This is a genomic window from Dinoroseobacter sp. PD6, assembly GCF_028807315.1.
GTDB classification, from domain to species: Bacteria; Pseudomonadota; Alphaproteobacteria; order Rhodobacterales; family Rhodobacteraceae; genus Dinoroseobacter; species Dinoroseobacter shibae.
Genome location: NZ_JARAMN010000003.1, coordinates 325,382 through 348,239, shown reverse-complemented (window position 1 = coordinate 348,239; position 22,858 = coordinate 325,382). Strand labels below are relative to the sequence as shown.

Annotated in this window: 25 protein-coding genes; 15 read left to right on the top strand and 10 right to left on the bottom strand. The window is 66.6% G+C overall.

All coding sequences use genetic code 11. The annotated features are described in order from the left end of the window. The first annotated feature begins 384 nt into the window (after nucleotides 1–384). Nucleotides 385–2,562: an excinuclease ABC subunit UvrB gene (uvrB, locus tag PVW48_RS07380; protein ID WP_274580879.1), complete on the top strand. Its 2,178-nt coding sequence runs from the start codon at nucleotides 385–387 to the stop codon at nucleotides 2,560–2,562. A 28-nt stretch (nucleotides 2,563–2,590) separates the two neighbouring features. On the opposite strand, the gene PVW48_RS07375 is transcribed toward uvrB, so the two are convergent. Then, nucleotides 2,591–2,716, bottom strand: a complete 126-nt coding sequence (locus PVW48_RS07375; protein WP_274580878.1) for a hypothetical protein — start codon at nucleotides 2,714–2,716, stop codon at nucleotides 2,591–2,593. Between the two features lie 201 nt (nucleotides 2,717–2,917). Here PVW48_RS07375 and PVW48_RS07370 point away from each other — a divergent pair, with 201 nt between their 5' ends. Continuing rightward, complete coding sequence (locus PVW48_RS07370; protein WP_274580877.1) at nucleotides 2,918–3,301, top strand: BrnA antitoxin family protein; 384 nt, start codon at nucleotides 2,918–2,920, stop codon at nucleotides 3,299–3,301. 337 nt (nucleotides 3,302–3,638) lie between these two features. Here the strand turns inward: PVW48_RS07370 and PVW48_RS07365 are convergent, their stop codons facing one another. Continuing rightward, on the bottom strand, nucleotides 3,639–3,776 hold the full coding sequence (locus PVW48_RS07365) for an entericidin A/B family lipoprotein (protein ID WP_274580876.1): 138 nt from the start codon (nucleotides 3,774–3,776) through the stop codon (nucleotides 3,639–3,641). Nucleotides 3,777–4,117: 341 nt separating this feature from the next. On the opposite strand from PVW48_RS07365, the gene PVW48_RS07360 reads away from it, so the two are divergent. Then, complete coding sequence (locus PVW48_RS07360; protein WP_274580875.1) at nucleotides 4,118–4,813, top strand: DUF2971 domain-containing protein; 696 nt, start codon at nucleotides 4,118–4,120, stop codon at nucleotides 4,811–4,813. Between the two features lie 249 nt (nucleotides 4,814–5,062). On the opposite strand, the gene ettA is transcribed toward PVW48_RS07360, so the two are convergent. Beyond that, nucleotides 5,063–6,718, bottom strand: a complete 1,656-nt coding sequence (gene ettA, locus PVW48_RS07355) for an energy-dependent translational throttle protein EttA (protein WP_274580873.1) — start codon at nucleotides 6,716–6,718, stop codon at nucleotides 5,063–5,065. A gap of 79 nt (nucleotides 6,719–6,797) precedes the next feature. On the opposite strand from ettA, the gene PVW48_RS07350 reads away from it, so the two are divergent. Next, nucleotides 6,798–7,277 carry an MOSC domain-containing protein gene (locus PVW48_RS07350; RefSeq protein ID WP_274580976.1) on the top strand — a complete coding sequence of 160 codons (480 nt, stop codon included), beginning with the start codon at nucleotides 6,798–6,800 and terminating at the stop codon, nucleotides 7,275–7,277. A 218-nt stretch (nucleotides 7,278–7,495) separates the two neighbouring features. After that, nucleotides 7,496–8,185, top strand: a complete 690-nt coding sequence (locus tag PVW48_RS07345) for an aspartate/glutamate racemase family protein (RefSeq protein ID WP_274580872.1) — start codon at nucleotides 7,496–7,498, stop codon at nucleotides 8,183–8,185. A gap of 77 nt (nucleotides 8,186–8,262) precedes the next feature. Here PVW48_RS07345 and PVW48_RS07340 read toward each other — a convergent pair whose 3' ends face one another. The 3 genes from PVW48_RS07340 to PVW48_RS07330 form a co-directional block, all read right to left on the bottom strand. Further along, nucleotides 8,263–8,853 (bottom strand): TetR family transcriptional regulator, encoded by a 591-nt coding sequence (locus PVW48_RS07340; RefSeq protein WP_274580871.1) that lies wholly within the window; start codon nucleotides 8,851–8,853, stop codon nucleotides 8,263–8,265. Next, on the bottom strand, nucleotides 8,854–9,297 hold the full coding sequence (locus tag PVW48_RS07335) for a methyltransferase family protein (RefSeq protein WP_274580870.1): 444 nt from the start codon (nucleotides 9,295–9,297) through the stop codon (nucleotides 8,854–8,856). A gap of 203 nt (nucleotides 9,298–9,500) precedes the next feature. Then, nucleotides 9,501–10,418 (bottom strand): trypsin-like serine peptidase, encoded by a 918-nt coding sequence (locus tag PVW48_RS07330; protein WP_274580869.1) that lies wholly within the window; start codon nucleotides 10,416–10,418, stop codon nucleotides 9,501–9,503. A gap of 95 nt (nucleotides 10,419–10,513) precedes the next feature. Here PVW48_RS07330 and PVW48_RS07325 point away from each other — a divergent pair, with 95 nt between their 5' ends. Together PVW48_RS07325 and PVW48_RS07320 are read left to right on the top strand one after the other, a co-directional pair. Then, nucleotides 10,514–11,101 carry a nicotinate-nucleotide adenylyltransferase gene (locus PVW48_RS07325; protein WP_012178870.1) on the top strand — a complete coding sequence of 196 codons (588 nt, stop codon included), beginning with the start codon at nucleotides 10,514–10,516 and terminating at the stop codon, nucleotides 11,099–11,101. Nucleotides 11,102–11,189: 88 nt separating this feature from the next. Beyond that, nucleotides 11,190–11,525 (top strand): hypothetical protein, encoded by a 336-nt coding sequence (locus PVW48_RS07320; protein ID WP_012178871.1) that lies wholly within the window; start codon nucleotides 11,190–11,192, stop codon nucleotides 11,523–11,525. A 39-nt stretch (nucleotides 11,526–11,564) separates the two neighbouring features. Here the strand turns inward: PVW48_RS07320 and PVW48_RS07315 are convergent, their stop codons facing one another. After that, nucleotides 11,565–11,987: a tellurite resistance TerB family protein gene (locus PVW48_RS07315; protein WP_012178872.1), complete on the bottom strand. Its 423-nt coding sequence runs from the start codon at nucleotides 11,985–11,987 to the stop codon at nucleotides 11,565–11,567. 122 nt (nucleotides 11,988–12,109) lie between these two features. On the opposite strand from PVW48_RS07315, the gene PVW48_RS07310 reads away from it, so the two are divergent. Both PVW48_RS07310 and PVW48_RS07305 read left to right on the top strand, forming a co-directional pair. Beyond that, the gene (locus PVW48_RS07310; protein WP_274580868.1) at nucleotides 12,110–13,768 is read left to right on the top strand and encodes a lysine--tRNA ligase; all 1,659 of its coding nucleotides are present in this window, start codon (nucleotides 12,110–12,112) and stop codon (nucleotides 13,766–13,768) included. 88 nt (nucleotides 13,769–13,856) lie between these two features. Further along, entirely contained in the window at nucleotides 13,857–14,258 is a 402-nt protein-coding gene (locus PVW48_RS07305) for a DUF4864 domain-containing protein (RefSeq protein ID WP_274580867.1), read from the top strand. A 282-nt stretch (nucleotides 14,259–14,540) separates the two neighbouring features. Here the strand turns inward: PVW48_RS07305 and dacB are convergent, their stop codons facing one another. After that, nucleotides 14,541–16,061 carry a D-alanyl-D-alanine carboxypeptidase/D-alanyl-D-alanine endopeptidase gene (gene dacB, locus PVW48_RS07300; protein WP_274580866.1) on the bottom strand — a complete coding sequence of 507 codons (1,521 nt, stop codon included), beginning with the start codon at nucleotides 16,059–16,061 and terminating at the stop codon, nucleotides 14,541–14,543. Nucleotides 16,062–16,179: 118 nt separating this feature from the next. Here dacB and PVW48_RS07295 point away from each other — a divergent pair, with 118 nt between their 5' ends. From PVW48_RS07295 to PVW48_RS07285, 3 genes are all read left to right on the top strand, one after another. Beyond that, the gene (locus PVW48_RS07295; protein ID WP_274580864.1) at nucleotides 16,180–17,010 is read left to right on the top strand and encodes a DMT family transporter; all 831 of its coding nucleotides are present in this window, start codon (nucleotides 16,180–16,182) and stop codon (nucleotides 17,008–17,010) included. A 158-nt stretch (nucleotides 17,011–17,168) separates the two neighbouring features. After that, nucleotides 17,169–19,460: a glycosyl hydrolase family 28-related protein gene (locus PVW48_RS07290; protein ID WP_274580863.1), complete on the top strand. Its 2,292-nt coding sequence runs from the start codon at nucleotides 17,169–17,171 to the stop codon at nucleotides 19,458–19,460. A 102-nt stretch (nucleotides 19,461–19,562) separates the two neighbouring features. Beyond that, nucleotides 19,563–20,039, top strand: a complete 477-nt coding sequence (locus PVW48_RS07285) for a DUF427 domain-containing protein (RefSeq protein WP_274580862.1) — start codon at nucleotides 19,563–19,565, stop codon at nucleotides 20,037–20,039. A 6-nt stretch (nucleotides 20,040–20,045) separates the two neighbouring features. Here the strand turns inward: PVW48_RS07285 and PVW48_RS07280 are convergent, their stop codons facing one another. Further along, nucleotides 20,046–20,540 carry a HugZ family pyridoxamine 5'-phosphate oxidase gene (locus PVW48_RS07280; protein WP_274580861.1) on the bottom strand — a complete coding sequence of 165 codons (495 nt, stop codon included), beginning with the start codon at nucleotides 20,538–20,540 and terminating at the stop codon, nucleotides 20,046–20,048. Nucleotides 20,541–20,636: 96 nt separating this feature from the next. Here PVW48_RS07280 and PVW48_RS07275 point away from each other — a divergent pair, with 96 nt between their 5' ends. Together PVW48_RS07275 and PVW48_RS07270 are read left to right on the top strand one after the other, a co-directional pair. Then, nucleotides 20,637–21,044, top strand: a complete 408-nt coding sequence (locus PVW48_RS07275) for a universal stress protein (protein WP_012178880.1) — start codon at nucleotides 20,637–20,639, stop codon at nucleotides 21,042–21,044. 48 nt (nucleotides 21,045–21,092) lie between these two features. Continuing rightward, a complete protein-coding gene (locus tag PVW48_RS07270; protein WP_274580860.1) occupies nucleotides 21,093–21,422 on the top strand; it encodes an antibiotic biosynthesis monooxygenase family protein in 330 nt (109 codons plus the stop codon). Nucleotides 21,423–21,431: 9 nt separating this feature from the next. Here the strand turns inward: PVW48_RS07270 and PVW48_RS07265 are convergent, their stop codons facing one another. Then, nucleotides 21,432–22,094 carry a hypothetical protein gene (locus PVW48_RS07265; RefSeq protein ID WP_012178882.1) on the bottom strand — a complete coding sequence of 221 codons (663 nt, stop codon included), beginning with the start codon at nucleotides 22,092–22,094 and terminating at the stop codon, nucleotides 21,432–21,434. A gap of 114 nt (nucleotides 22,095–22,208) precedes the next feature. On the opposite strand from PVW48_RS07265, the gene parA reads away from it, so the two are divergent. Next, on the top strand, nucleotides 22,209–22,844 hold the full coding sequence (parA, locus tag PVW48_RS07260; protein WP_274580859.1) for a ParA family partition ATPase: 636 nt from the start codon (nucleotides 22,209–22,211) through the stop codon (nucleotides 22,842–22,844). Nucleotides 22,845–22,858 lie beyond the last annotated feature (14 nt).

Here is a 22,858-nt window from a genome sequence, read left to right as displayed (position 1 = left end):
AGCGACTGCCGATCAGCCTCGAGGGAGCGAGGGGTGGGGTGGGTGGTGCGAGACCGACCGGCAGCCATTTGCTGCTTGCCCTTGAACGCTACGCGGGTGATTTAAGGTTTACAATAAATTTATCCCGCTTTGGTTGTGCCCGCCGGAGCGACCACACGTCGCTGATATTTTAAACTCCTGTTTTTTCTCACCTTTAAAACCCTGTTGCGCAAACGACCGAGACCAAGGTCTAAGACCGCCTCCCCGCAGCCCCTTGATTCAAATCAACTTCTTGTCCGCGCCCCATGCAGAATTGCAAATTTTCGTTGCAAAATGCGGTCGCCAATCCCCCCTTGCAGTGGAACAAAAACAGATCATTTTAAGACTCACGTAAGGAGTTGCCCGATGAATCAACCCGTCCTGCATGCCAGCGCCGATGATGTCCGCACCCGTCCCAAGCTCGAAGGCGGTCGGATGTTCCGGATGGCGACCAGTTTCGAGCCTGCTGGGGACCAGCCGACCGCCATCGCGGAGCTGAGCGAGGGCGTGCGCAACGGCGAACGCGACCAAGTGCTTCTGGGCGCGACCGGGACGGGCAAGACCTTCACCATGGCCAAGGTGATCGAGCAGACCCAGCGCCCCGCGATCATCCTCGCCCCGAACAAGACCCTCGCCGCGCAGCTCTATGGCGAGTTCAAGGGGTTCTTTCCCGACAACGCGGTCGAATATTTCGTCAGCTATTACGACTACTACCAGCCCGAGGCCTATGTGCCGCGCAGCGACACCTATATCGAGAAGGAATCCCAGATCAACGAGCAGATTGACCGGATGCGCCACTCGGCGACCCGGGCCTTGCTCGAACGCGACGACGTGATCATCGTCGCCTCGGTGTCGTGCATCTACGGCATCGGCTCGGTGGAGACCTACGGGGCGATGACCCAGGACCTGGTCGCGGGGCAGTCTTATGACCAGCGCCAGATCATGGCGGATCTCGTGGCCCAGCAATACCGCCGCAACGACGCCGGGTTCCAGCGCGGCTCCTTCCGGGTGCGCGGCGACAGCCTGGAGGTCTGGCCCGCCCACATGGAGGACCGGGCGCTGAAATTCTCGTTCTTCGGCGAAGAGCTTGAAAGCATTACCGAGTTCGACCCGCTCACCGGCGAGAAGGCCGACACCCTCGACCGCATCCGGATCTACGCCAACTCCCACTACGTCACGCCCCGCCCCACGCTCCAGCAGGCGATCGTGTCGATCAAGAAAGAGCTGCGCATCCGCCTCGACCAGCTGGTCGCCGAGGGCAAGCTGCTGGAGGCCCAGCGGCTTGAGCAGCGCACGAACTTCGACATCGAGATGCTGGAGGCGACGGGCGTCTGCAACGGCATCGAGAACTATTCACGCTACCTGACCGGCCGCGCGCCGGGGGAGCCGCCGCCCACGCTCTTCGAATACATTCCCGACAACGCCATCGTCTTCGCCGACGAAAGCCACGTCTCGGTTCCGCAGATCGGCGGCATGTACAAGGGCGACTTCCGGCGCAAGATGACCCTGGCCGAGCACGGCTTCCGCCTGCCGTCTTGCATGGACAACCGGCCCCTGAAATTCGAGGAATGGGACGCCATGCGGCCCCAGTCGGTGTTCGTCTCGGCCACCCCCGCCGCGTGGGAGCTGGAACAGGCCGGCGGCGTGTTCACCGAACAGGTGATCCGCCCCACGGGCCTGCTGGACCCCCAGGTCGAAATCCGCCCGGTGGAGATGCAGGTGGACGACCTGCTGGACGAGGTCCGCCGCGTCACCGCCGACGGGTTCCGCACACTGGTCACCACCCTGACCAAGCGGATGGCCGAGGACCTGACCGAGTACATGCACGAACAGGGCATCAAGGTCCGCTACATGCACTCCGACATCGACACGCTGGAGCGCATTGAAATCCTGCGGGATCTCCGGCTCGGCGCCTTCGACGTGCTGATCGGGATCAACCTGCTGCGCGAAGGGTTGGACATCCCTGAATGCGGTCTGGTGGCGATCCTGGACGCGGACAAGGAGGGGTTCCTCCGCTCGGAGACGTCGCTGGTGCAGACCATCGGCCGGGCGGCGCGGAATGCCGAGGGGCGGGTGATCATGTATGCCGACCGGATCACCGGATCGATGGAGCGCGCGCTGGTCGAGACCAACCGCAGGCGCGCCAAGCAGATCGCCTATAACGAGGAACATGGCATCACGCCGGAGACGGTGAAGAAGAATGTCGAGGACGTGATGGCCGGGCTCTACCAGGGCGACGTGGACATGAACCGGGTCACCGCCAAAGTCGAAAAACCGTTGCACGGCGGTAACTTGGAGGCGGTTCTTGAAGGGCTTCGCGCGGATATGCGCAAGGCCGCGGAGAACCTGGAGTTCGAGGAGGCCGCGCGCCTGCGCGACGAGGTCAAGCGGCTGGAGGCGGTGGATCTGGCGATTGCGGACGACCCGCTGGCGCGGCAATCGGCGATCGAGGCGGCCAGCGACGCGGCCGTAAAGGCCCAGGGGCGCAGCACTGCGGGCCGCCCGGGCCAGCGCGGCGGGAACGTCAAGCGGCGCAAAAAATAGAGCCTTTTCCGAACCTTGCGCGGCGTCTTTAAATCGGCAGGTCTTCGGTCATTGCCTCGGCCTCGGTGACGTCCTCGACGGTCTCGGGGTCCACCTGGGCGCAGGCGGCGAGCAGCGGCAGGGCGATGAGCAGGGCGAGGATCTTGCGGGTCATGGGGGCCTCCTGGGTCCGGTTTCGCGGCATCACAGCACGGGGGCCGGGGCGGCGCAAGGGGCCGTCCGACCGGGTCGGATCGGCGTCGGGCGCGGGTCGGACAGGTGTCGGGCAAGTGTCGGGCACCAGCGCACGCACCGGTCACGCCCCGTTAACCGGGATCGCGGAGGGTATCGGCGCCTGACATCACGGAGTGCGCCGATGCCCGACCTGCCCCCTCACCCCCTGTGGTCCGACGCCAAGGGCGAAACCCGCGCCCAGCGGCTGGCCCGCGAACGGCTGACCCTGCACCTGCACGGGCTGGAGCGGGACGATGCCTGGGCGGGCCGCATCCAGGCGCTGGCGCCGGACGCGTGGCAGACGCTGGAGGCGGACCTGCCGCTGGTGGAGAAGAAGACGAAAGTGACCCTGCGGCTGGACGAGAGCGTGGCGAAGTTCTTCCGCGCCATGGGGCCGGGATACCAGGCGCGGATCAACCGGCTGCTGGCGACCTACGCCCAGATGCGGATCGCGGAGGTCTACAAGCTGGAGCGGTTCGCGCGCAGCCGGGACCGGTCGCTGGGGATCGAGTTGCCGGAGGAGTGAGCAGTGGTTCGGCCAAAGGCCGACAAAAGGTCCAGTGGACCTTTTGAACTGCGAACGGGCGGAGCCCCATGAACCGGCGCGCCTTGGGCGATGAAAGGTCCAGTGGATCTTTCAAGCCGCGAACGGGCGGGGGTGAGGACTGGTCCAGCGCAGGCGGCGGAACGTCCAGTGGACGTTTCGAAGTCCGAACGGGCGGAGCCCAAGCAGGCAACACGGCGCAGGGTCCGGGTGACCTTCCGCGCCGCGGAGGTGCGACGCGGACTCTGTGCCCGAGCTTCCCGAAGCGCGGACGCAGGGTCCACCGCGCCGGGTGCGACCCCTGCCCCGGCCGCGGGGCTTACTGCGCCTCGCGCGCCTCCTCGGCGATGGCGTCGCCGGCGGTCGAGATATCCTGCCCCGCCCCTTCCACGGTCTCGCAGGCCGCGAGGATCAGGGGAAGGGAGAGGGCGGCGAGGATCAGCTTGAGGCGTGTCATGGGAACTCCTTTGCGTTACGTGACATGGCAACGCGCGGGGAGCGCAGGTGGTTCCGATGCGAACAGGCGGGGCCCGGAGGGCGCGTGTTGGGCGTACCACGTTTGAGTTGAGACCAGCGCCCGGCCCGAGGGCGGGAAGCGAAGCGCCCGCCGTCAAACCGCAGGTTTGCCTCTGGCAAAACGGGGGCGGGTCGGGCGCTGCCCGCGCTGTGCGCGGGGATACCAGAAATTGGGCCTCCAGAATGTTTTTCTACCAAATACTGTTGTGCGACACTTGCGCGCAGATGCCGAATCGGCAATATTACGCTTACCGGGGGGCGCCACTGCGAAAGGAGTGGACCATGCAAGCTTTTAAATTCCGACAACTTCAAGCTGAGCAAGGCGACAAGCGCGTTCAGTTGGAACGTGTGATTGACATTCTTACCAACCGACGACTGTACTGCTCACCCTACAATGAGCTGAACGATCCAATGGAAGGTTACTTCCACGCTTTGGCGCATGATCGTAGCGGGTTCTCGGCTTTGAAACGGATGATCGAAGAGATAACCACTCTTCAATCGAAGTATCGCATCTGCTCCCTCAGCAGTAATTGTAAGTCCCACCTAGTGTGGGCACACTATGCCAATGGCTTCCGAGGTGTTGCTATCGAGCTAGATATTATGAAGAAAGTGAACTTCATTGAGGAAGTAGAATATTCGGATGGACGAGATCTCGGTGAATATGATCCGGCTGGAAATCTCGACGACCTTACGAGGAAAGTGCTTCTTACGAAATACAAGGAGTGGAAATACGAAAGGGAGATTCGGATTATTCAAGAGGGCGAGCCCGGCAGGACGACTTTCTATGCTCTACAGAACCCACCGAAAGCTGTCTATTTTGGCACTAACGTGGACCCTTTGGAGCGAGAAGAAATTGTGGATGTGTGCGCTAACCTAGGTATCCCGACCTATGATATGCGTTTGCTAGGGTACAAGATCACATACCGAATAAACCGCGAAAGCGGCGAATCTAGCGTGCTTCCTTTCCGCGCCCGCTGAAATTTAGAAATGCGACTTAAAGGGAAACGTAGATCGCATCCGGCTGAGGCTTGAAGCCTCAGCTAGAAGGGTCTATTTTTGCGTCCGCTGTTTTCTTTCCGACCGGACAATAGCTTAGAAAGTTATTGTATTTCAACCGCTTCGCCTTAACCTTGCCAACCCATTGCCACCGAGTGCGCACGCGGTTTCGCTGTGCAAAACCGCTGCCGCGCACACCTCGAACCCAAGCGGAAATCCAAGAAATAAACCCTAACGGGTGAATTTCTTGTATTTCACGCGCTTGGGTTCGAGGGCATCCGGCCCGAGCCTCCGCGCCTTGTCTTCCTCATAGGCCTCGAAATTGCCCTCGAACCATTCCACATGGGCGTCGCCCTCGAAGGCGAGGATGTGGGTGCAGAGGCGGTCGAGGAAGAAGCGGTCGTGGGAGATGACCACGGCGCAGCCGGCGAAATCCTCGATGGCGTCTTCAAGGGCTCTTAACGTTTCCACGTCAAGATCGTTGGTGGGTTCATCGAGCAGGAGGACATTGCCGCCGGATTTCAGCAGTTTCGCCATGTGGACGCGGTTGCGTTCGCCGCCCGACAGGAGGCCCACCTTCTTCTGCTGGTCGCCGCCCTTGAAGTTGAACGCGCCGCAATAGGCGCGGGAGTTGATCTGGGCGTCGCCAAGCTCGATGATTTCGCCGCCGCCGGAGATCTCTTCCCAGACGGTGGCGGCGGGGTCGAGCGTGTCGCGGGACTGGTCGACATAGGCCAGTTGCACCGTGTCGCCGTAGCTGAGCGTGCCGCCATCGGGCTGCTCCTGCCCGGTGAGCATGCGAAAGAGCGTGGATTTGCCCGCGCCGTTGGGGCCGATCACGCCGACGATGCCGCCGGGCGGCAGGGAGAAGGAGAGGTTCTCGATCAGCAGCTTGTCGCCATAGGCCTTGGTGAGGTTTTCGACCTCGATCACCTTGCTGCCGAGGCGGGGGCCGTTGGGGATGATGATCTGGGCCTTGCCGACCTTTTCGCGCTCCGACTGGCCGGCGAGTTCCTCGTAGGCGTTGATGCGGGCCTTCTGCTTGGCCTGGCGGGCCTTGGCGCCGGCGCGGATCCATTCGAGCTCGCGGGCGAGGGTTTTCTGTTTGGCCTTGTCCTCCTTGGCCTCGCGTTCGAGCCGCTTGGCCTTCTGGTCGAGCCAGGCGGAGTAGTTGCCCTCGTAGGGGATCCCGCGGCCGCGGTCCAACTCGAGGATCCAGCCGGTGATGTCGTCGAGGAAGTAGCGGTCGTGGGTGACGATGAGGATGGTGCCCTTGTACTCGATCAGGTGTTTCTGGAGCCAGGCGATGGTTTCGGCGTCGAGGTGGTTGGTGGGCTCGTCCAAGAGCAGCATGTCGGGGGCTTCGAGCAGGAGTTTGCAGAGGGCGACGCGGCGGCGTTCCCCGCCCGAGAGGTTTTCCGGGCTGGCGTCGTCGGGGGGGCAGCGCAGCGCCTCCATCGCGATGTCGATCTGGGCGTCGAGGTCCCAGAGGTTCTGGGCGTCGATCTCGTCCTGGAGCTTCGCCATTTCGTCGGCGGTCTCGTCGGAGTAGTTCATCGCCAGCTCGTTGTAGCGGTCGAGGATGGCCTTCTTGGGGGCGACGCCGAGCATGACGTTCTCGCGCACGGTGAGGGTCTCGTCGAGGGCGGGCTCCTGGGGCAGGTAGCCGACGCGAGCGCCCTCGGCGGCCCAGGCCTCCCCGGTGAAGTCGGTGTCGAGGCCAGCCATGATCTTCATCAGGGTGGATTTGCCCGCGCCATTGACGCCGACGACGCCGATCTTGACGCCCGGAAGGAAGGAGAGGCGGATGTTCTCGAAGCATTTCTTGCCGCCGGGATAGGTCTTGGACACGCCGTCCATGTGGTAGACGTACTGATAGGCTGCCATGGTTCTCATCACCCTTTGGGAATTGCGCTTGGGCGGGGTTCTAGCCAGTCTCGCGGGGCGGGGCAATGGAGGGGTGCCGATGTCGGAGTTGCGGCAGATGATGGGGCGCGCGGCGCAGGCCGGGCGGGTCGACTGGATCGGGCTGCGGCCGGGGCGGCGGGCGGATGTGGTGGCGGTGGACGCGGTGCGGGTGACCGAGGCCGGGCTGGAGGGGGACCGGGCGCGGGCGGGCAAGCGGGCGGTGTCGCTGGTGCAGGCGGAGCATCTGGCGGCGATCGGCGGATACCTGGGGCGTGGGCCGGTGGCGGCGGCGGATTTGCGGCGCAACCTGGTGGTCTCGGGGCTGAACCTTCTGGCCTATCGCGACCGGGAGATCGGGATCGGCGCGGAGGTGGTTCTGCGGCTGCGCGGGCCCTGCGCGCCGTGCTCGCGGATGGAGGAGACCTTTGGCCATGGCGGCTACGCGGCGGTGCGCGGCCATGGCGGGATGGTGGCGGAGGTGGTCCGGACCGGCACGATCCGGCGCGGGGATGCGGTGGTGCTGCGCCCGGCGCCCTGAGGCCGGGGCCGGGGTGCCGGGTCGTGGTGGACCGAGCCCCCCTGCCCCGGAGGCCGCGCGCGGCCCCGGCCCATGGCTTGGCGGGTCTCGTCCGACCGCGGGGCGGAACGGGGCCCGGGGTCCGTGCGGGGCGGGACACGCAGCGGCGCTTCACTTGCGGGCCGGTTTGCCATAGGCCTTGGCGCAGGCATCGTAGCGCGGGACCGCACGGCGAAGACATGAAAACGATCGGAATTCTCGGGGGCATGTCCGCCGCCTCCACCCAGCTCTACTATTCCGAGCTGTGCAGGCTCACGCGCGCACGGCTTGGCGGGCTGCATTCGCCGCAGCTTCTGATACGGTCGCTGGATTTTGCCGAGATCGAGGCGCTGCAGGCCGCGGGCGCGTGGACCCGCGCCGGCGCGATGTTGAACAGCGAAGCGCAAGCGCTCGAACGGGGCGGGGCCGAGATCCTGCTTCTGGCGACGAATACCATGCACAAGCTGGCGGATCGGATGATGGAGGGCGTCGGAATCCCGCTGCTGCACATTGCGGATGCGACGGCGCACGCGATCCTGCAGGCCGGATTGCGGCGTCCGGGGCTGATGGCAACCGCCTTCACCATGGAGCAGCAGTTCTATACCGGGCGCCTGAGGGCCGCAGGGCTGGACCCGGTCCTGCCCGACCCGTCCGACCGCGCCACGACGCACCGGGTGATCTATGACGAGCTGTGCAAGGACATCCGGACCGAGCGCAGCGAAACCGCGTTCGTTCAAATCGCGGGGCGCCTGGCCGATGGGGGCGCGGATTGTCTGATCCTGGGCTGCACCGAGGTCGGTATGCTGCTCCACCAAGGCAACGTGTCCGTTCCGGTGTTCGACACGACGCGCATCCACTGTGCGACCGCACTCGACCGCGCCATGGCGTAACCTGCAAGCGGTGGGCGGCGCCCCTCCGGTGGCCGTGCGAAAACCGAGCGCGGGCTTGGCCCGTTTCGCAGTTCTGGCTAGGTGCCCTTCGACCGCGCAAGACTGCGGGTCAGCAGGTGGCAGATCGCCCGCGCGGCCTCGTCCGTGGCGCGGGCGCGGTAGGCGGCGATGTTCTGGGGTGTGCGAAACAGAAGGGTCGCATTCTCGACAAGCGGCACGGCGTGGTCCGCGTCCTGCGCCCCGACCAGGTCGCGCAGGATCCGCGCGAGATCGGCGCGCAGGGCGGCGGCGTGGGACTGGACGAGGTCCATATGCGCGCTGGCAAGCTCCAGGTAGGCGCGAAACAGCTTGGGGTTTGCATCGAAGCGGTCGCGCTTGATCCGAAGGATGGAGAGCACCCATTGCTCCAGACGCGCGTCGGGCGGGGCATCGGCGCTGGCCGCGTCTGCGGAGGCGGTTTCGACCGCGTCGAACCACCGGGCCGCAAGTTCCCGGATCAAGTCGGCCTTGGTCGGAAAGAACGTGTGCACATGGGACTGGGACATGCCCACGCGTTCCGCCAGGTCCGACAAGACCAAGCGCCGACCGTCCGTTTCTTCGAGCTGGGCCTCCGCCTCGGCGATCAGCCGCGATCTGATCTTATCCGCATCGGGCTTGGGCCTTGCCATTCAGATCCATCGTCTTGTTGTCCATGCGTAGTCGTCATAGGCGGATCCGAAGGTCTCTCGCATCCGCTTTTCCTCATGCGGGATGTACCAGAAGATCGCGGTCAGGAGAAAGGCCAATGGGGCAAGCAGCGCGCACCAGGTGTTGACGTAGAAGGCCGCCGCCAGAAGCAGCAGGAAAAAGCCCAGGTACATCGGATTGCGGCTGTAGCGGAAGGGTCCGTCGGTGACCATGACCTTCGGTTGCCGGAAGGTGTGGATCTCGGCATCCCGGCGCTTGAAATGCCAAAACGCCCAGGCCAGCACCACGAGACCGAGCGACAGGGGAACATCCCAAGGCATGGCTGCATCGGCGCGCATCACCAGCGTTTCGGGATGCAAGACGCGCAGAGGGACCAGGGCCGAGAGCAGGATCAGAACCAGGATGGGAGGAATGAGTCGGGTCATGGGCATCTCCGGAAAAAGATTATAAATAAAAAATATATTTTATCATTTAATTTGCGTCAATGAGAGAGTGTCGCGGCGCGCAGAGGGCCGCCTTCGGCGGTTTGCGCGCGGGCTGGGGGGTTGCCGCGACCCGGGCGCGGTGTCGCCACCGGCGGACCGGTTCGGTCTGGCCGGGGCCGATCGCGCGGCAGAGCGCGGAGGGCTCAGCCCGGCGGCGGGGTGAGGTCGGGCCAGGTGCGGACGGCGTCGGGGGCGTGGTGGGTGAGCCAAGCGCCCAGATCGGTCGCGTCGCTCTCGGGCAGGGCCTTGCGCCAGGTCGCGGTGTAGGCCCCGTGGCGCTGGGGCACGCGCAGGGCGGGCGGGCCGCAGGTGGCGATATCCGGCGCGCCACTGGCAAAGAGCACGGCGATGACGTGTTCCTGGGGGCCCTGGGGTGTCTCCAGCATGGCCAGCAGGGGGCTGCCGCTGTCGCCGGTGAGGATGCGCGCGCCGTTGGGGCGCACGGGCGGCAGGGCGAAGAGGGTGCAGGCGTTCTCGGTCCAGGGGCGCACGGTGCCGGTCTGGCGGACGGCGCCGTCGAGCTCCTCGACGCTCGCCGCGCCCCAGCCCGCGTGGCGCAGGGGGAAGTCGCGCCAGGGCGGCGGCAGGCCCTCGGGGCCTGTCACAAGCACCGGCAGCGGCGTGGCCACCGCACTCGGCACGTCGTGGGACAGGCGCAGGAGCGCCATGTCGGCGCAGGCCGGCAGGCTGTAGGCCTCGGCCTTCATGGAGATGCGGCGGCTGGCGCTGTCGGTGCCGAAGCGCGCGACCGGCGCGGCGCGGGTGGGGAAGGTTGTCCAGGCGAAGGGGTTCTCGTGGGGCTCTTTGGAAATCTCGTGTTGCTGGGGGAAGCGGGCGCAGCGCTCCGGCACGGATGCAGTGGCGTCGACGCGGAGGCCGCTGGGCAGGCAATGGGCCGCCGTGAGGATGATCCGGGGCGTGATCAGCGTGCCGGTGCAGCGCCCCAGCGAGACCACCGCGTTGGCGGCGGGCGTGTTGGCATCGTCGCGCACCTCCGCCGGGGCGGCGGCGGGCAGCAGCAGGACGCAGAGCGCGAGCAGGAGGCGGAGGCCGGTGGGCATGGGTCAAACCTAGGCAGTCGGGCCGGGCAGGTCGACATGGAATTGACTTGGCCGCGGGCGGCCCCCATCAAGGCCCCTGGCACAGGAGAGGCGGGATGCGGTCAGGGTGGCCAATGGCCGGGACGGGCCAGACGGTGGGCTTGCTGGGCGGATCCTTCGATCCGGCCCATGGGGGGCATGTGCATATCACCCGGCAGGCCCTGGCGCGCTTCGGGCTGGATTGGGTGTGGTGGCTGGTCAGTCCGGGCAACCCGCTCAAGCCCAACCCCCCTGCCCCGCTGGCGCTGCGCTGTGCCCGGGCACGGGCGCTGATGCGCCACCCCAGGGTACGGATCACCGGGATCGAGGCGGAGCTGGGCACGCGCTACACCGCCGAGACGGTGGCGGGCTTGCGCCGGTGCTATCCCGGCGTGCGGTTCGTGTGGCTGATGGGGGCGGACAACCTGGCGCAGTTCCATCGCTGGGATCGGTGGGACGAGATCATGGCGCAGGTGCCCGTGGGGGTTCTGGCCCGGCCCGGGCAGCGGCTGGCCGCCCTGCGCGCCCCGGCGGCACAGCGGTTTGCGGGTGCGCGGCGCGGGGCGGCCGGGCTGGGTCGCGCGCAGGCCCCGGCCTGGGCCTTCGTGAACGTGCCGCTGGTGGACCTGTCCTCGTCGGAGATCCGGGCGCGCGGGGACTGGTAGCGCGGGGCGCTCGGCGCGTTCGGGAAACTTTCCAGGGGTTTGGGCGTTGAGGTTGTGAAACGGACATCACGCCTGGAAAGGACAGAACATGAAAACGGGACTTATCATCGGGGTCGGCGCCGTCGCCGTTGTCGCCATTGCCGCGGCCAGTTACATGATCGACGTGGAGCAGACCGAGGACGCGCAACTGCCGAATGTGGAGATCGACGTGGAGGGCGGCCAGCTGCCAGAGTACGAGACCACCGTGGGCGACGTGGACATCGTGGACGAGACCATGACCGTGGACGTGCCGGAGGTGGAGGTGACCACACGCGAGGAAGAGGTGACGGTGCCGATGCTCGACGTACAGCCGCCGGGCGAGGACAGCCGGGCCGCCGAAAGCCGGGAGGCGCGTGAAAATGCGCCAGCGCAGGCTGTGCAGTAAGGGTTCCGGGGGCGCCGAGCGGCGCCCCTTTTTCGTGCGTCAGCCCAGGGTCATGTGACGCGCCCGTGCGCCCCGCTCGATCGCGGCGGCGTTGAGCCGGTCGACATTGAGCTCGAACCGAACCTCTTCGAGAAAGCGCAGCTCGGGCTCGTCGAGCGTGCCATCGGCGGCGACCACGTCGCAGGCCAGCGCATAGGCGGTCTCGTTGAGCTCCGCCGGAAGGGCCTCGCGCAGCAGCCCGAAGAGCGCATCAAGCCCGTCTTCCTCCTCGAACAGGTCGAACACCGCGCGGCTGAGCGTCGGCAGGCGGTCGGCGTCGAAATCCGCGAAGATCGGCAAGTGGTTGATCGTCTGGTTGATTTTCACCAGCTCGGAGGTTTCGATATGCTCGTTGGACGCGGAGGCGGCCACCATGAGCGCCACCAGGGCGTCTTGCGGGCTGAGTAGCGGGTTGGTGCTCATCTCTGGGTCCTTTCTGGGTGCATGCGGCCTAGATATTGACCTGCGCGCGCGCCCGCAATAGGCAGCGCGGACGCGGGTGACGGTTTGCCCGCCCCGTTTCCGAGCCCCCCGAGGAAGAGCAGATGACCGAGAGTTTGCGCGAGATTGCGATGGCGTCGAAGGCCTGGCCGTTCGAAGAGGCGCGCCGGGTGCTCAAACGCTATGCCAAGGGCGCGCCGGAGAAGGGCCATGTACTGTTCCAGACCGGGTACGGGCCGAGCGGGTTGCCGCATATCGGCACCTTCGGGGAGGTGGCGCGCACGACCATGGTGCGCCGCGCCTTCGAATTGCTGAGCGACATTCCCACCAAGCTGATCTGTTTTTCCGATGACATGGACGGGTTTCGCAAGGTGCCCGGAAACGTGCCCATGCAGGAGGAGCTGCGCGCGGACCTGAACCTGCCGCTGACGAAGGTGCGCGACCCGTTCGGCACCCACGCGGGGTTCGCCCAGCACAACAATGCGCGGTTGTGCGAGTTCCTCGACAGTTTCGGGTTCGAGTACGAGTTCGCGAGTGCGACGGAGTATTACACCTCCGGCAAGTTCGACGAGATGTTGCTGGTGGCGCTGGAGCGGTTCGACGAGATCCAGAAGATCATGCTGCCGACCCTGGGCGCGGACCGGCAGGCGACCTATTCGTGTTTCCTGCCGATCAGCCCCAAGACGGGTCACGTGTTGCAGGTCCCGACCCTGGAGCGGAATGTCGCGAAGGGGACGATCGTCTATGAGGAGCCGGATGGCGAGCGGGTGGAAATCCCGGTCACGGGCGGCAACGTCAAGATGCAGTGGAAGCCCGACTGGGCCATGCGCTGGGCCGCGCTCGGCGTGGATTACGAGATGTCGGGCAAGGATTTGATCGACAGTGTGACCCAGTCAAGCAAGATCTGTCGCGCGCTTGGCAAGCGGCCGCCCGAGAGCCTGTCTTACGAGTTGTTCAACGACGAGAACGGGCAGAAGATTTCCAAGTCCAAGGGCAACGGGCTGAGCATGGAGGAGTGGCTGACCTATGCCGCGCCGGAATCCCTGCAATATTTCATGTATCTCAAGCCCAAGACCGCCAAGCGGCTCTATTTCGACGTGATCCCCAAGGCGGTGGACGAGTATCACCAGCAGTTGCGCGCCTATCCGGGCCAGGACGCCAAGGGGCAGCTGAACAACCCGGTGTTCCATATCCACGGGGCGGATGTGCCCGGCTCGGACATGGTGGTGTCGTTCGCGATGCTGCTGAACCTCGCGTCGGTGTCGGGTGCGGAGAACAAGGATGCGCTCTGGGGGTTCATCCGGAAATATGCGCCCGAGGCCACCGCCGAGACCCATCCGGGTCTGGACGCGGCGGCGGGTTTCGCGGTGCGGTATTTCAACGATCGGATCAAGCCGACGCGCCGCTTCCGCGCGCCCAGCGACCAGGAGCGGGCGGGGATGGCGGATCTGGCCAAGGCCCTGCGCGACCCCGGTCTCGGCGCCGATATGATCGCGCGCAAGAACGCGGCGGCGGGCCAGGAGAGTGCGGTCACCACGCTGGATTACGGGTCGGACGAGGACCTGCAATCGGTGTGTTTCGCCATCGGCAAGCTGCACGGGTTCGCCAATCTGCGCGACTGGTTCAAGGCGCTTTACGAGGTGCTGCTGGGCGCGTCGGAGGGCCCGCGCTTTGGCGGGTTCGCGGCGCTTTACGGCCCCGAGGCCACGGCGGATCTGATCGACCGGGCGCTGGCCGGGGAGCTGATCGGGGACGCCGCCTGAGGGTTCGGGGGCGAGCCATCGGCCGCGCGGATTGACCCGGGGCGGGTTCGGGATAGGTCTTGGGCCGGAGCGACCCGGAGGACTTTCCATGATCAGACGGACTTTTCTCGCAACGGCGCTGGCCTTCGCCGCCACGGGCGCGCGGGCCGATGCGGCGCAGATCGAGGCGGTGATCGGGGCGCAGCTGGAGGCGTTCAAGGCGGATGATTTCGCGGAGGCGTTTTCCTATGCCTCGCCGATGATCCAGACCATGTTCGGCACCTGGCAGCGCTTCGGCAGCATGGTGCGCAACGGCTACCCGATGGTGTGGCGGCCCGCGGAGGTGCGGTTCCTGGAGCTGGAGGATCGCGGCGGGAGCCTCTACCAGCGGGTCCGTATCCGGGACGCCCAGGGGGGATCGCATCTGCTGGAATACCAGATGATCCGCAACCAGGCCGGATGGCGGATCAACGGCGTGCAGATCCTGCGCGACACCAGCATCGGGGCCTGAGGCCGGGCGTGTGGGGGCGCTGCCCCCGTCGCTGCGCGCCTCCCCCGGAGTATTTTCACACAGATGAAGGCAGGCGCGGCCCACGGGGGCCGACCCGGGCGCCTTCGGTCTGCCGCAGGGCCGTTAAGGTTAATGGCCCGAAGCGCAGGGTTTGCGGGGCGCGTCGGGAGGGATCCCTTGGGGCGCCGTCAAGGTCAACGGGGCTGAGGTGTCCTGTGGCGTCATTGGTCTTCGACGGCGCGGGGCGCGACATGGCCACGCGTGGGCCCGGACACGGGGGGGTCAGGCGCCGTAGAGGCGGCTCCAGCGCAGGACGAGATCGTTTTGCAAACGACGCGCGCGGCGGGCCCAGGCGCGCCCCCCCTCGGGGCGTTCGCGTTCGGCGCGGCTGAGGGCGGCGCGGCGGTCCATATCCGCAGAGAAGATCGCGAAGGCCAGCGCGCGGCCCGAGGGCGGCGTGATGTAGCCTGCGAGGCCGGAGACGAAGTTGAGCGTGCCGGTCTTGGCCACCACCTGCGCCGGGGCGTCGGTCATGCGCGCTCCGCTGGCATCCCGTGGCAGGTAGGGTTTCAGCAGCGGCGTGAGCGCGGTTCGGGTGCCGTGGGTGCTCAGCAGGCGGGCCATGTCGAGGCTGGAGATACGGGAGCGGTCACCGAGGCCGGAATGGTCTGCAAAGCGGATCGGCCCGGCCTCCATCAGCTGGGCGCCGTGCCAGGCGGCCATCTGCGCGCCGGAGGCTTCGAGGCTGTCGGGGCGGGCGCCGAGGGCGTTGGAGGCGGTCAGGCCGATGCATTCGGCGGTGATGTTGGTGGAGTATTTCAGCATGCCGCGCAGCAGTCCGGGGAGGGTTTCGCTGTCATGGCTGGCGATGAGCGTGGCGGTCTCGGGCAGGGCCGTCACGGGCGCACCGAGGGTCACGCGGATACCCTGCGCGCCGCAGAGCGTGCGGAACACGTCCGCAGCATAGGCGGCGGGGTTGCGCACCGGGAGCCAGCGGCCGCCTTCGGCCCCCAGCGCGCCGCGGGCGACGGTCCAGTGATCGGCCTCGCCGCGCTGTTCATAGGTGTAGATCGGCAGGTCCCGGGGCTGCACCGACATCGACGACACCCGCACCTGCGGGCGCAGGTCGCCAGTGCGGGCGTCCATGGTGACGGCGTAATCGCTGCCCTGGCGTTTCCATTCGAAATAGACCCGGTTGAAGTTGAGGTTGAGCCCCGCGATGGCCGGGCTGTAGCCCAGGTGGTCGGGCTGGCCCGGGTCGATGGAGCGGATCGCGGGGAGCGCGTCGGCCTGCACCCGCAGGGCGCCCGTCACCTCCGAGACTCCGGCGGCGCGCAGCAGGCGGGCGAGGCGTGCAAGGGCGGCGGTATCGAGGCTGGGATCGCCGCTGCCGGCGAGAATCAGGTCGCCGTCGAGGCGGCCCGCGCGGATCGGACCGGTGGCCAAGAGGCGGGTGGTGTAGCGATGTTCCGGCCCCAGCACGCGCAGTCCGTAGAGCGCGGTGGCGGCCTTGGCGACGCTGGCCGGTGGCAGGGGCGTCTGCCCGGCGACGGATTCCAGCGCGAGGCCGCTGCGCAGGTCGATCACGGCAAAGCTGGTCTGACCGCCGAGTCCCGCCGATTGCAGGAGCCGTTCCGCCTCCGGCACGGCGCGGCGCCAGAGCCCCTCGGGGCGAGGCGCGGGATGCGGCGAGCTGCCGAGCGCGCGGGCGGCGACAGGCCAGAGCGCGGCCTGGGCGGCCAGCCCGGTCAGCAGGGTGCGGCGGTCGATCACTCGCCCTTTGGTTGTGCGTGCGCCAGACATGATCCGACTAAAGCGCATCAATCGGGCCGGAACAAGAGAGCGCGTCCGCGCTTGTCAATCTGCGCCGCTTTGCCCTAAGCGGAGGGGGTTGATCCCTGCCCTGCCCCCCGGAGGCGACATGGCGCGCACGGTTGCCCTGATGCTGTTGGCCATGAGCCTGATCCCGCTGGGCGACACTGCGGGCAAGATGCTCGTGGGCGCGGGGGTGTCGCCGTTTTTCGTGGGCTGGAGCCGGTTTGCCCTGGGCGTGGTGCTGGTGCTGCCGTTCATGGCCGGGGCGTTCGAGCCGCGGATCTTTCTCGATTGGCGGATCTGGCTGCGCGGAGCACTGATCGGGGCGGGGGTGGCCTGCATCCTGACGGCGCTGAGGACCGAGCCGCTGGCCAATGTGTTCGGGGCGTTCTTCGTCGGGCCGATCCTGTCCTATTTCCTGTCGGGGGTGCTGTTGGGGGAGCGATTGTCCACCGGGCGGACGCTGTTGCTGCTGATGGGGTTCGCGGGGGTGCTTTTGGTGGTGCAGCCGGGGTTCGGGATGACCGTGGGGCTGGGCTTCGCGGTGGCGGCGGGGGTGTTCTACGGGCTCTTTCTGGTGGCGAGCCGGTGGGTGGCGGATGTGGCGCGGCCCCGGGCGCTCTTGCTGTCGCAGGTGGCCATTGCGGCGCTCGTGCTGGCCCCGTTCGGGCTGAGCACGGTGCCCGCGTTCAGCTGGCCCGTGGCGGGGCTGGTTCTGTGGTCGGCGGCGGGCTCGACCCTGGGCAACCTGATGCTTGTCATGGCGTTCCGGCGGGCGGAGGCGGGCCAGCTGGCGCCGTTCGTCTATTTCCAGCTGATCGCGGCGACGATCCTGGGCTGGCTCTTTTTCGGAGAGCTGCCGGGGGGGCTGGCCCTGGTGGGGCTCACGATGCTGGTGGGGGCCGGGTTCGGCTCGCTGCTGTTGCGCCGGGGGTGAGCGTACGCCGGGTTTCCGAGGCGTTAACACCCCCGGGGTAATCTGCCCGCAATGCCGGATCCGTCCGGCGCATTTTCCGACAGAGCACAGTGGGTTTTCGGCCTGGCGCAGAACGCGCGGGGTGAGCTGCGCCTGTATGTCAATCGAAAGGGGTTCGGATGAACAAGGCGATCACCGACGGTTTGGATCTGATGCCGCCGCCGTTTTCGGCGGGGCTGGATGTGTGGTCCCAGGGCAATGGGACACCGCCGACCGCGACCTGGAACGGGGCACCGAACGCGGTGCTGGTGCCGTCCGACGCGGATTTCGGCAGCTGCCTGGAAATCCAGAAGGTCAACAACACCACGCGCATCCGCTACAAGGGCGAGACGCCGATCCTGCCGGGCTGCTACCTGCGGATCACGGCGCGGGTCAAGGTGCTGTCGGGCGCGCTGCCCGATGCGCGGATCGGAGCCTGGGCCGGAGCCGCGGGCGGCGCGAGCGTGGGCGGCATCGTCGAGGACGGGCCGCTGGTCTCGATCGACAGCTTCGGCGAGGTCTACGAGATCTCGGCCATCGTCGGCTCGGGCAGCCGCGGCGGCGTCGACATGGCCTGGGGCACCACGCCGATCTACGGGCATTTCGGGCTGGACCTGAGCGGGCCCAATGGCGGGCTGATCCGGATCGACGACATCCGGATCGAGGATGTGACCACGGTCTATCTGCGCAAGATGATGGACTGGGTCGACGTCAAGGATTACGGCGCGCGCGGCGACGGGGTGACCGATGACAGTGCCGCCTTCATCGCCGCGGATGCGGCCGCGAACGGGCGCCGGGTGCTGGTGCCCGAGGGGCTCTATTTCCTGGCCGAGCATGTGACCATGACCGCCGAGACCCGGTTCGAGGGCACGGTGACCATGCCCGACAACAAGCGGCTGTCGCTGACGCGGAATTTCAACCTCAACGCCTATTTCGACGCGTTCGGCGACGAGGTTCTGGCCTTCAAGAAGGCGGTGCAGACCTATCTGAACTTCTCGGACCACGATGTTCTGGACCTGTCGGGCCGGTCGATCTCGCTGACCGAGCCGATCGACATCCATGCCGCGGTGGGCAACAAGGACACCTCGACCATCCGCCGGGTGATCCGCAACGGGCAGTTCAACTGCGCCCCGAGCCCCGCCTGGGACACGGTGGAGGCCAGCTCGGCGGCGAGCTACACGGTCAACACGCCCTTCGAGCTGTTCGATGTGGAGAACATCGCGCAGATCCAGCCCGGCAGCCTGGTGGAGGGCGAGGGCGTGGGCCGCGAGGTCTATGTCCGTGACGTGAACGTGGGCGCACGGCGGCTGACCCTGAGCCAGCCTCTGTACGATGCGGAGGGCACGCAGACCTACACCTTCCGCAAGTTCCAGTATGCGCTGGATTTCAGCGGCTTCTCGCGGCTGGCCAAGTTCACCTTGCAGAATATCGACCTGCGGCTGAACGAGAACGCCTCGGGCATCCTGCTGGCGCCCGATGGCGACGTGTTCGCGGTCGAGGAATGCGATTTCACCAAGCCGAAGGATCGCGCGATCACCTCGCACGGGGTGGGGTGTCAGAACCTGCATGTGGATCGCTGCCAGTTCCTGTCGCCGGAGATCGACGAGGACGTGATCGATCGGACCTCCATCGGGATCAACATCAATGCCAACGATGCCAAGATCCGCGACAACCGGGCGGTGCGGTTCAAGCATTTCATGGTGGTGCATGGGGCCGGCCATATCTTCACCGGGAACCACTGGTTCCAGGGGGATGGCACCCTGGGCGGGCCGCGCACGGCGGGCATCGTGCTGACCAACCTGAACGTGAAGACCACCTTCACGGGCAACTACCTGGACAACAGCACCCTGGAATGGACCAACGAGCATGACGCGACGCCGGATTTCGGGGTCGAGCTGTCCTTTGGCGGGCTGACCATCACCGGCAACATCTTCACGGTGAACGGCGCCGGGCCGTGGTTCCGGTTCATCCAGATCAAGCCCTATGGCGCGGGTCATTTCATCCAGGGCCTGAGCGTGTCGGGCAATGTGTTCAAGTCGATCAATGGCGAGATCGACCGGGTCGAGGGGGTGGATGCCTCCATCGCGCCGCTGGATGTGGGCCGCACGCGGAACGTCACCTTCGACGCCAATGCCTATAACGCGATCACCCGGATCACGGTGAACCCGGTGACCCTGCCACTGGAGCAGAACACCGAGGCGCAGCAATGGGTGCTGGACACCGATGGCTACCTGCCCTTCGAGGGGCGGGCGCGGTTCGTCACCGGGGTGATCGCCGAGGGCAACATCACCGACGACACCGGGCGGCTGGTCTATGCGATGCCGACGATGAACTTCAACCACGGGCCGGAGCGCGACCAGGTGCGGCTGAACTGGCCCGAACCGTGCAAGGGCACCGTGCATGTGACCGTGCGCGCGGATCGGCCCGTCTGAGCCCGGGTCGGGGCGGGGTCTGGGCCGTGGTATCGGTCGCGCGCGCGTGTTAGGGTCGGGCAAAGACGTGCATTGCCACCCTCCCGAACATGACAGGCCTGCGTGACCGAACTCGCCATAGAAGACGTTCAGGACTACCCGCGCCCACCGGCCCTCGAGCCGGTGGGCGTGCGTTTGCGCGTGGTGTTCTCGGGGATGGTGGTGGCCGAGACGGTGAAGGGCCTGCGGGTTCTGGAGACCCATCACGCGCCGACCTATTACTTCCCGCCCGAGGATATCCTGAAGACCGCCCTGGTGCCGGCGCCGGGCAGCTCGTTTTGCGAATGGAAGGGGCGCGCGCGGTATTTCGACGTGAAGGCCGACCGGATGGTGAGCCACAAGGCCGCCTGGAGCTACAGCGCCCCGACCGCGCGCTTCGCGGCCCTCAAGGATTACGTGGCGTTCTATCCGGAACGGATGGAGGCCTGTTTCGTGGGCGACGAATTGGCGAGCGAGCAACCCGGCACCTTCTATGGCGGCTGGGTGACCTCGAACCTGCGCGGCATCGTCAAGGGCGGGCCGGGCACCGAGGGCTGGTGAGCCCCCTCAGCCGAGGCCGAGATCGGCGGGCGTCAGGGTGTAGGCCTTGCCGAAGCCGCCATTGAGCGCGGCACCGCTCACCTGGAACCGGGCGAAGTGGAAATCCGTGAAATCAATGTAGAGCTGCGCCTTGGGATGGGTTTGCAGGTAGTGATCGCGCAAGACCGCGTAGTCCGGCGTGCCGTGGCGGGTGAAGGCGGCGGTGGCCTGGAGCGTGATCCGGGGATGGGTGAGCGGGTCGCCCTTGGGCCCCGGCTCCCCCAGAAGAAGCGAGCAGCGGGCATCGGCCTCCAGCGCCCTGGTGTGGTGCGACAGCTCGGAGACCAGCGTCAGGGGATGGCCCGCCGGATCGAGCCCGACCGCGATGCGCGTGACCACCGGGGCACCGGTCGCCGGGTCCAGTGCCGCCAGCGCCCCGAAGCGCGCCCCCGCGATGAGCCCGCGTGCGAGATCGCGGGCCTTGGCGTCGGTGTCGCGGATCGGATTGATCTTGTCAGGCATGGCTGAATTCCGGATCATGATTTCAATCAAGGCGCGCGCCGCCCGGACTTGATAGCAGTGTCGCGGAGCCAAACACCTGAGACAAGGACCAATCTTATGTACAAACATGTGATGGTAGCGGTCGATATCGACCATGCGGAAACCGGCAAGGATGCCTTGGCCCTTGGCCGGGCGCTGTGCGCCGAAGGGGCACAGGTGACGGCGCTCTACGTGCTCGAAGCGCTGCCGAGCTATGCCACCCAGTACCTGCCCGAGGACCATACCGCGCACCGGATCGAGGAATTCGAGACGGCGCTCGCCACCGAGCTGGGAATGCCCGAGGACGTTACGGTCAAGGTCGTGACCGGGCATTCGGGCGCGACCCTGGTGGACTATGCCACCACCCACGGCGTCGACTGCATCGTGATCTCGTCCCACAAGCCCGGGTTGCAGGATTTCTTCCTCGGCTCCACCGCCAGCCGCGTGGTGCGGCACGCCCCCTGCTCGGTCCATGTGATCCGCTAGCCAAAGGGACGGAATTGGGTCTAGGCTGTCGGGGGAGGAGACCCCGACATGCCCCAGATTGCCAAGACAACGAACCAGCAAACCGTTCTGACCACCTTCGAGGTGACGCCCGGCACCTGCCAGGACCTGCTCGAAGAATTGACCGACGCCTATGCCAGTTTCATCTCGAAGCAACCCGGCTTCATCTCCGCCGGGTTGCATGTGAACGACGCCCAGACCCGGATCGCCAATTACAGCCAATGGGCCCGGCGGGAGGATTTCCAGGCCATGCTGCGCAGCGACGAGATGCGCGCGCGCAATCGCAAGATCAGCGACATGTGCCGCAGCTTCGAGCCGGTGCTCTACGACGTGGCGGCCGTGTTCGACACGCCCGGTTGAGCGCGGCTCCTAGAACTGCGACCAGACCCCGATCTTGACCTTGGCCACGTCGTCCCCGGCCAGGGGCACGGTCACGCCTGTTTCCAGCTGGAACCAGTCGGTGAAGTGCCACACATAGCTCGGCGCGAACTTGATCAGCGCGTCCTGCCCGCGCTCTTCGGAGGTCTGGATCTGCAGGATGGCGAGGTCGCGATTGTCGCGCTGCCAGCCGATCGTGGCGTCGAGCTTGGTCAACCGCGTGCTGGCGAAGCTGTTTTCCTCGCGGAAGCGGATGCTGGCATCCACCGCGGCCCAACCGTTTCCGAACGGGTATTGCAGCCCCCTGCCCCAGCTCGCCCCGATCACCCAGAGCGGCTGAACCCCGCGTTCGAGATTGCCCGAGGCCCCCACCCCGCCCAGGACCGCGAACCGGTTCGGTCCGTCCGATTGCAGAATCGGGTAGCGCAGGAACACGTAGCCCTCGCCCACGAAGGCCGTGACCGAACTGTCGAAGCCCAGGGTGATGTTCTGGGTCAGACCGTACTCGCCATAGCCGGTGCCGACCCAGTCATCGCCGCCAGCGTGTTCGACCGTTCCGGACACGAAGACCTGCCCGTCCGGTTGCGGCCAGGGTCCGGCCTGAACGGGTGCGGCGAGCAGAAGAGGCAGCAGGAGGAGACCAAGCCGTGTCATGTCCCGCCCAAATTCCCGACAAATTCACCCGCCTGTCCAGTGCCCTCCCACATTTCGCGTGCGTCTGGTTCGGAATCACCGCAAATTGTGTCCTGTGGAGCGCAGGGGACAGAGATGACAGGCAAGATCATAACCGTGGCACAGCAAAAGGGCGGGTCGGGCAAGACCACGCTGGCGGTCAATCTCGCGGTGGCGGGGTTGCGGGCGGGCCAGAGCGTGGCGCTGATCGACACCGACCCCCAGGGCTCGCTGGGCCGGTGGTTCATGACCCGGCTGGAGCGGCTGGAGGGGGTTCCGGACATGGAGTTCTCCACCGCCTCGGCCTGGGGGGTGGGCTATGAGGTGGGCAAGCTGTCGAAGGCCTGCGACCTGGTGATCATCGACACGCCGCCCAAGGTGGACAGCGATCTCAAGCCCGCCCTGCGCGCCGCGGACCTGGTGGTGGTGCCGGTGGCGACCTCCCATTTGGATCTGTGGGCGACCGAAGGGGTACTGGATCTCGCGGACCGGGTGGGCAAGCCGACGCTGCTGGTGCTGAACCGGACCCGGGCGGGCACGCGCCTGGGCGCCGAGGTGGCCGAGGCCGCGGGCCAGACCGCCGCGGACCTGGCGGACGCGCACCTGGCCAACCGCATCGTCTATGCCGAGACCCTGGGTCAGGGCCTCGGCGCGCAGGAGGCCGCCCGCAAGGGCGCCGCCGTGGCCGAGGTGGAGGCGCTGCACCGGGAGATCATGGAGATGTTCGAGTGAGGTCTTTTCATGGG

Excerpts from the sequence above, each read along its gene's own strand:
- PVW48_RS07345 (WP_274580872.1), top strand. The coding sequence starts at position 7,496 with ATGAAAACGATCGGAATTCTCGGGGGCATGTCCGCCGCCTCCACCCAG.
- PVW48_RS07325 (WP_012178870.1), top strand. The coding sequence starts at position 10,514 with ATGCGGTCAGGGTGGCCAATGGCCGGGACGGGCCAGACGGTGGGCTTG.
- PVW48_RS07270 (WP_274580860.1), top strand. The coding sequence starts at position 21,093 with ATGCCCCAGATTGCCAAGACAACGAACCAGCAAACCGTTCTGACCACC.
- PVW48_RS07370 (WP_274580877.1), top strand. The coding sequence starts at position 2,918 with ATGCCCGACCTGCCCCCTCACCCCCTGTGGTCCGACGCCAAGGGCGAA.
- PVW48_RS07275 (WP_012178880.1), top strand. The coding sequence starts at position 20,637 with ATGTACAAACATGTGATGGTAGCGGTCGATATCGACCATGCGGAAACC.
- dacB (WP_274580866.1), bottom strand. The coding sequence starts at position 16,061 with ATGTCTGGCGCACGCACAACCAAAGGGCGAGTGATCGACCGCCGCACC.
- PVW48_RS07315 (WP_012178872.1), bottom strand. The coding sequence starts at position 11,987 with ATGAGCACCAACCCGCTACTCAGCCCGCAAGACGCCCTGGTGGCGCTC.
- PVW48_RS07290 (WP_274580863.1), top strand. The coding sequence starts at position 17,169 with ATGAACAAGGCGATCACCGACGGTTTGGATCTGATGCCGCCGCCGTTT.
- ettA (WP_274580873.1), bottom strand. The coding sequence starts at position 6,718 with ATGGCAGCCTATCAGTACGTCTACCACATGGACGGCGTGTCCAAGACC.
- PVW48_RS07280 (WP_274580861.1), bottom strand. The coding sequence starts at position 20,540 with ATGCCTGACAAGATCAATCCGATCCGCGACACCGACGCCAAGGCCCGC.
- PVW48_RS07375 (WP_274580878.1), bottom strand. The coding sequence starts at position 2,716 with ATGACCCGCAAGATCCTCGCCCTGCTCATCGCCCTGCCGCTGCTCGCC.
- PVW48_RS07295 (WP_274580864.1), top strand. The coding sequence starts at position 16,180 with ATGGCGCGCACGGTTGCCCTGATGCTGTTGGCCATGAGCCTGATCCCG.
- parA (WP_274580859.1), top strand. The coding sequence starts at position 22,209 with ATGACAGGCAAGATCATAACCGTGGCACAGCAAAAGGGCGGGTCGGGC.
- uvrB (WP_274580879.1), top strand. The coding sequence starts at position 385 with ATGAATCAACCCGTCCTGCATGCCAGCGCCGATGATGTCCGCACCCGT.
- PVW48_RS07310 (WP_274580868.1), top strand. The coding sequence starts at position 12,110 with ATGACCGAGAGTTTGCGCGAGATTGCGATGGCGTCGAAGGCCTGGCCG.
- PVW48_RS07265 (WP_012178882.1), bottom strand. The coding sequence starts at position 22,094 with ATGACACGGCTTGGTCTCCTCCTGCTGCCTCTTCTGCTCGCCGCACCC.
- PVW48_RS07365 (WP_274580876.1), bottom strand. The coding sequence starts at position 3,776 with ATGACACGCCTCAAGCTGATCCTCGCCGCCCTCTCCCTTCCCCTGATC.
- PVW48_RS07335 (WP_274580870.1), bottom strand. The coding sequence starts at position 9,297 with ATGACCCGACTCATTCCTCCCATCCTGGTTCTGATCCTGCTCTCGGCC.
- PVW48_RS07305 (WP_274580867.1), top strand. The coding sequence starts at position 13,857 with ATGATCAGACGGACTTTTCTCGCAACGGCGCTGGCCTTCGCCGCCACG.
- PVW48_RS07330 (WP_274580869.1), bottom strand. The coding sequence starts at position 10,418 with ATGCCCACCGGCCTCCGCCTCCTGCTCGCGCTCTGCGTCCTGCTGCTG.
- PVW48_RS07350 (WP_274580976.1), top strand. The coding sequence starts at position 6,798 with ATGTCGGAGTTGCGGCAGATGATGGGGCGCGCGGCGCAGGCCGGGCGG.
- PVW48_RS07360 (WP_274580875.1), top strand. The coding sequence starts at position 4,118 with ATGCAAGCTTTTAAATTCCGACAACTTCAAGCTGAGCAAGGCGACAAG.
- PVW48_RS07340 (WP_274580871.1), bottom strand. The coding sequence starts at position 8,853 with ATGGCAAGGCCCAAGCCCGATGCGGATAAGATCAGATCGCGGCTGATC.
- PVW48_RS07320 (WP_012178871.1), top strand. The coding sequence starts at position 11,190 with ATGAAAACGGGACTTATCATCGGGGTCGGCGCCGTCGCCGTTGTCGCC.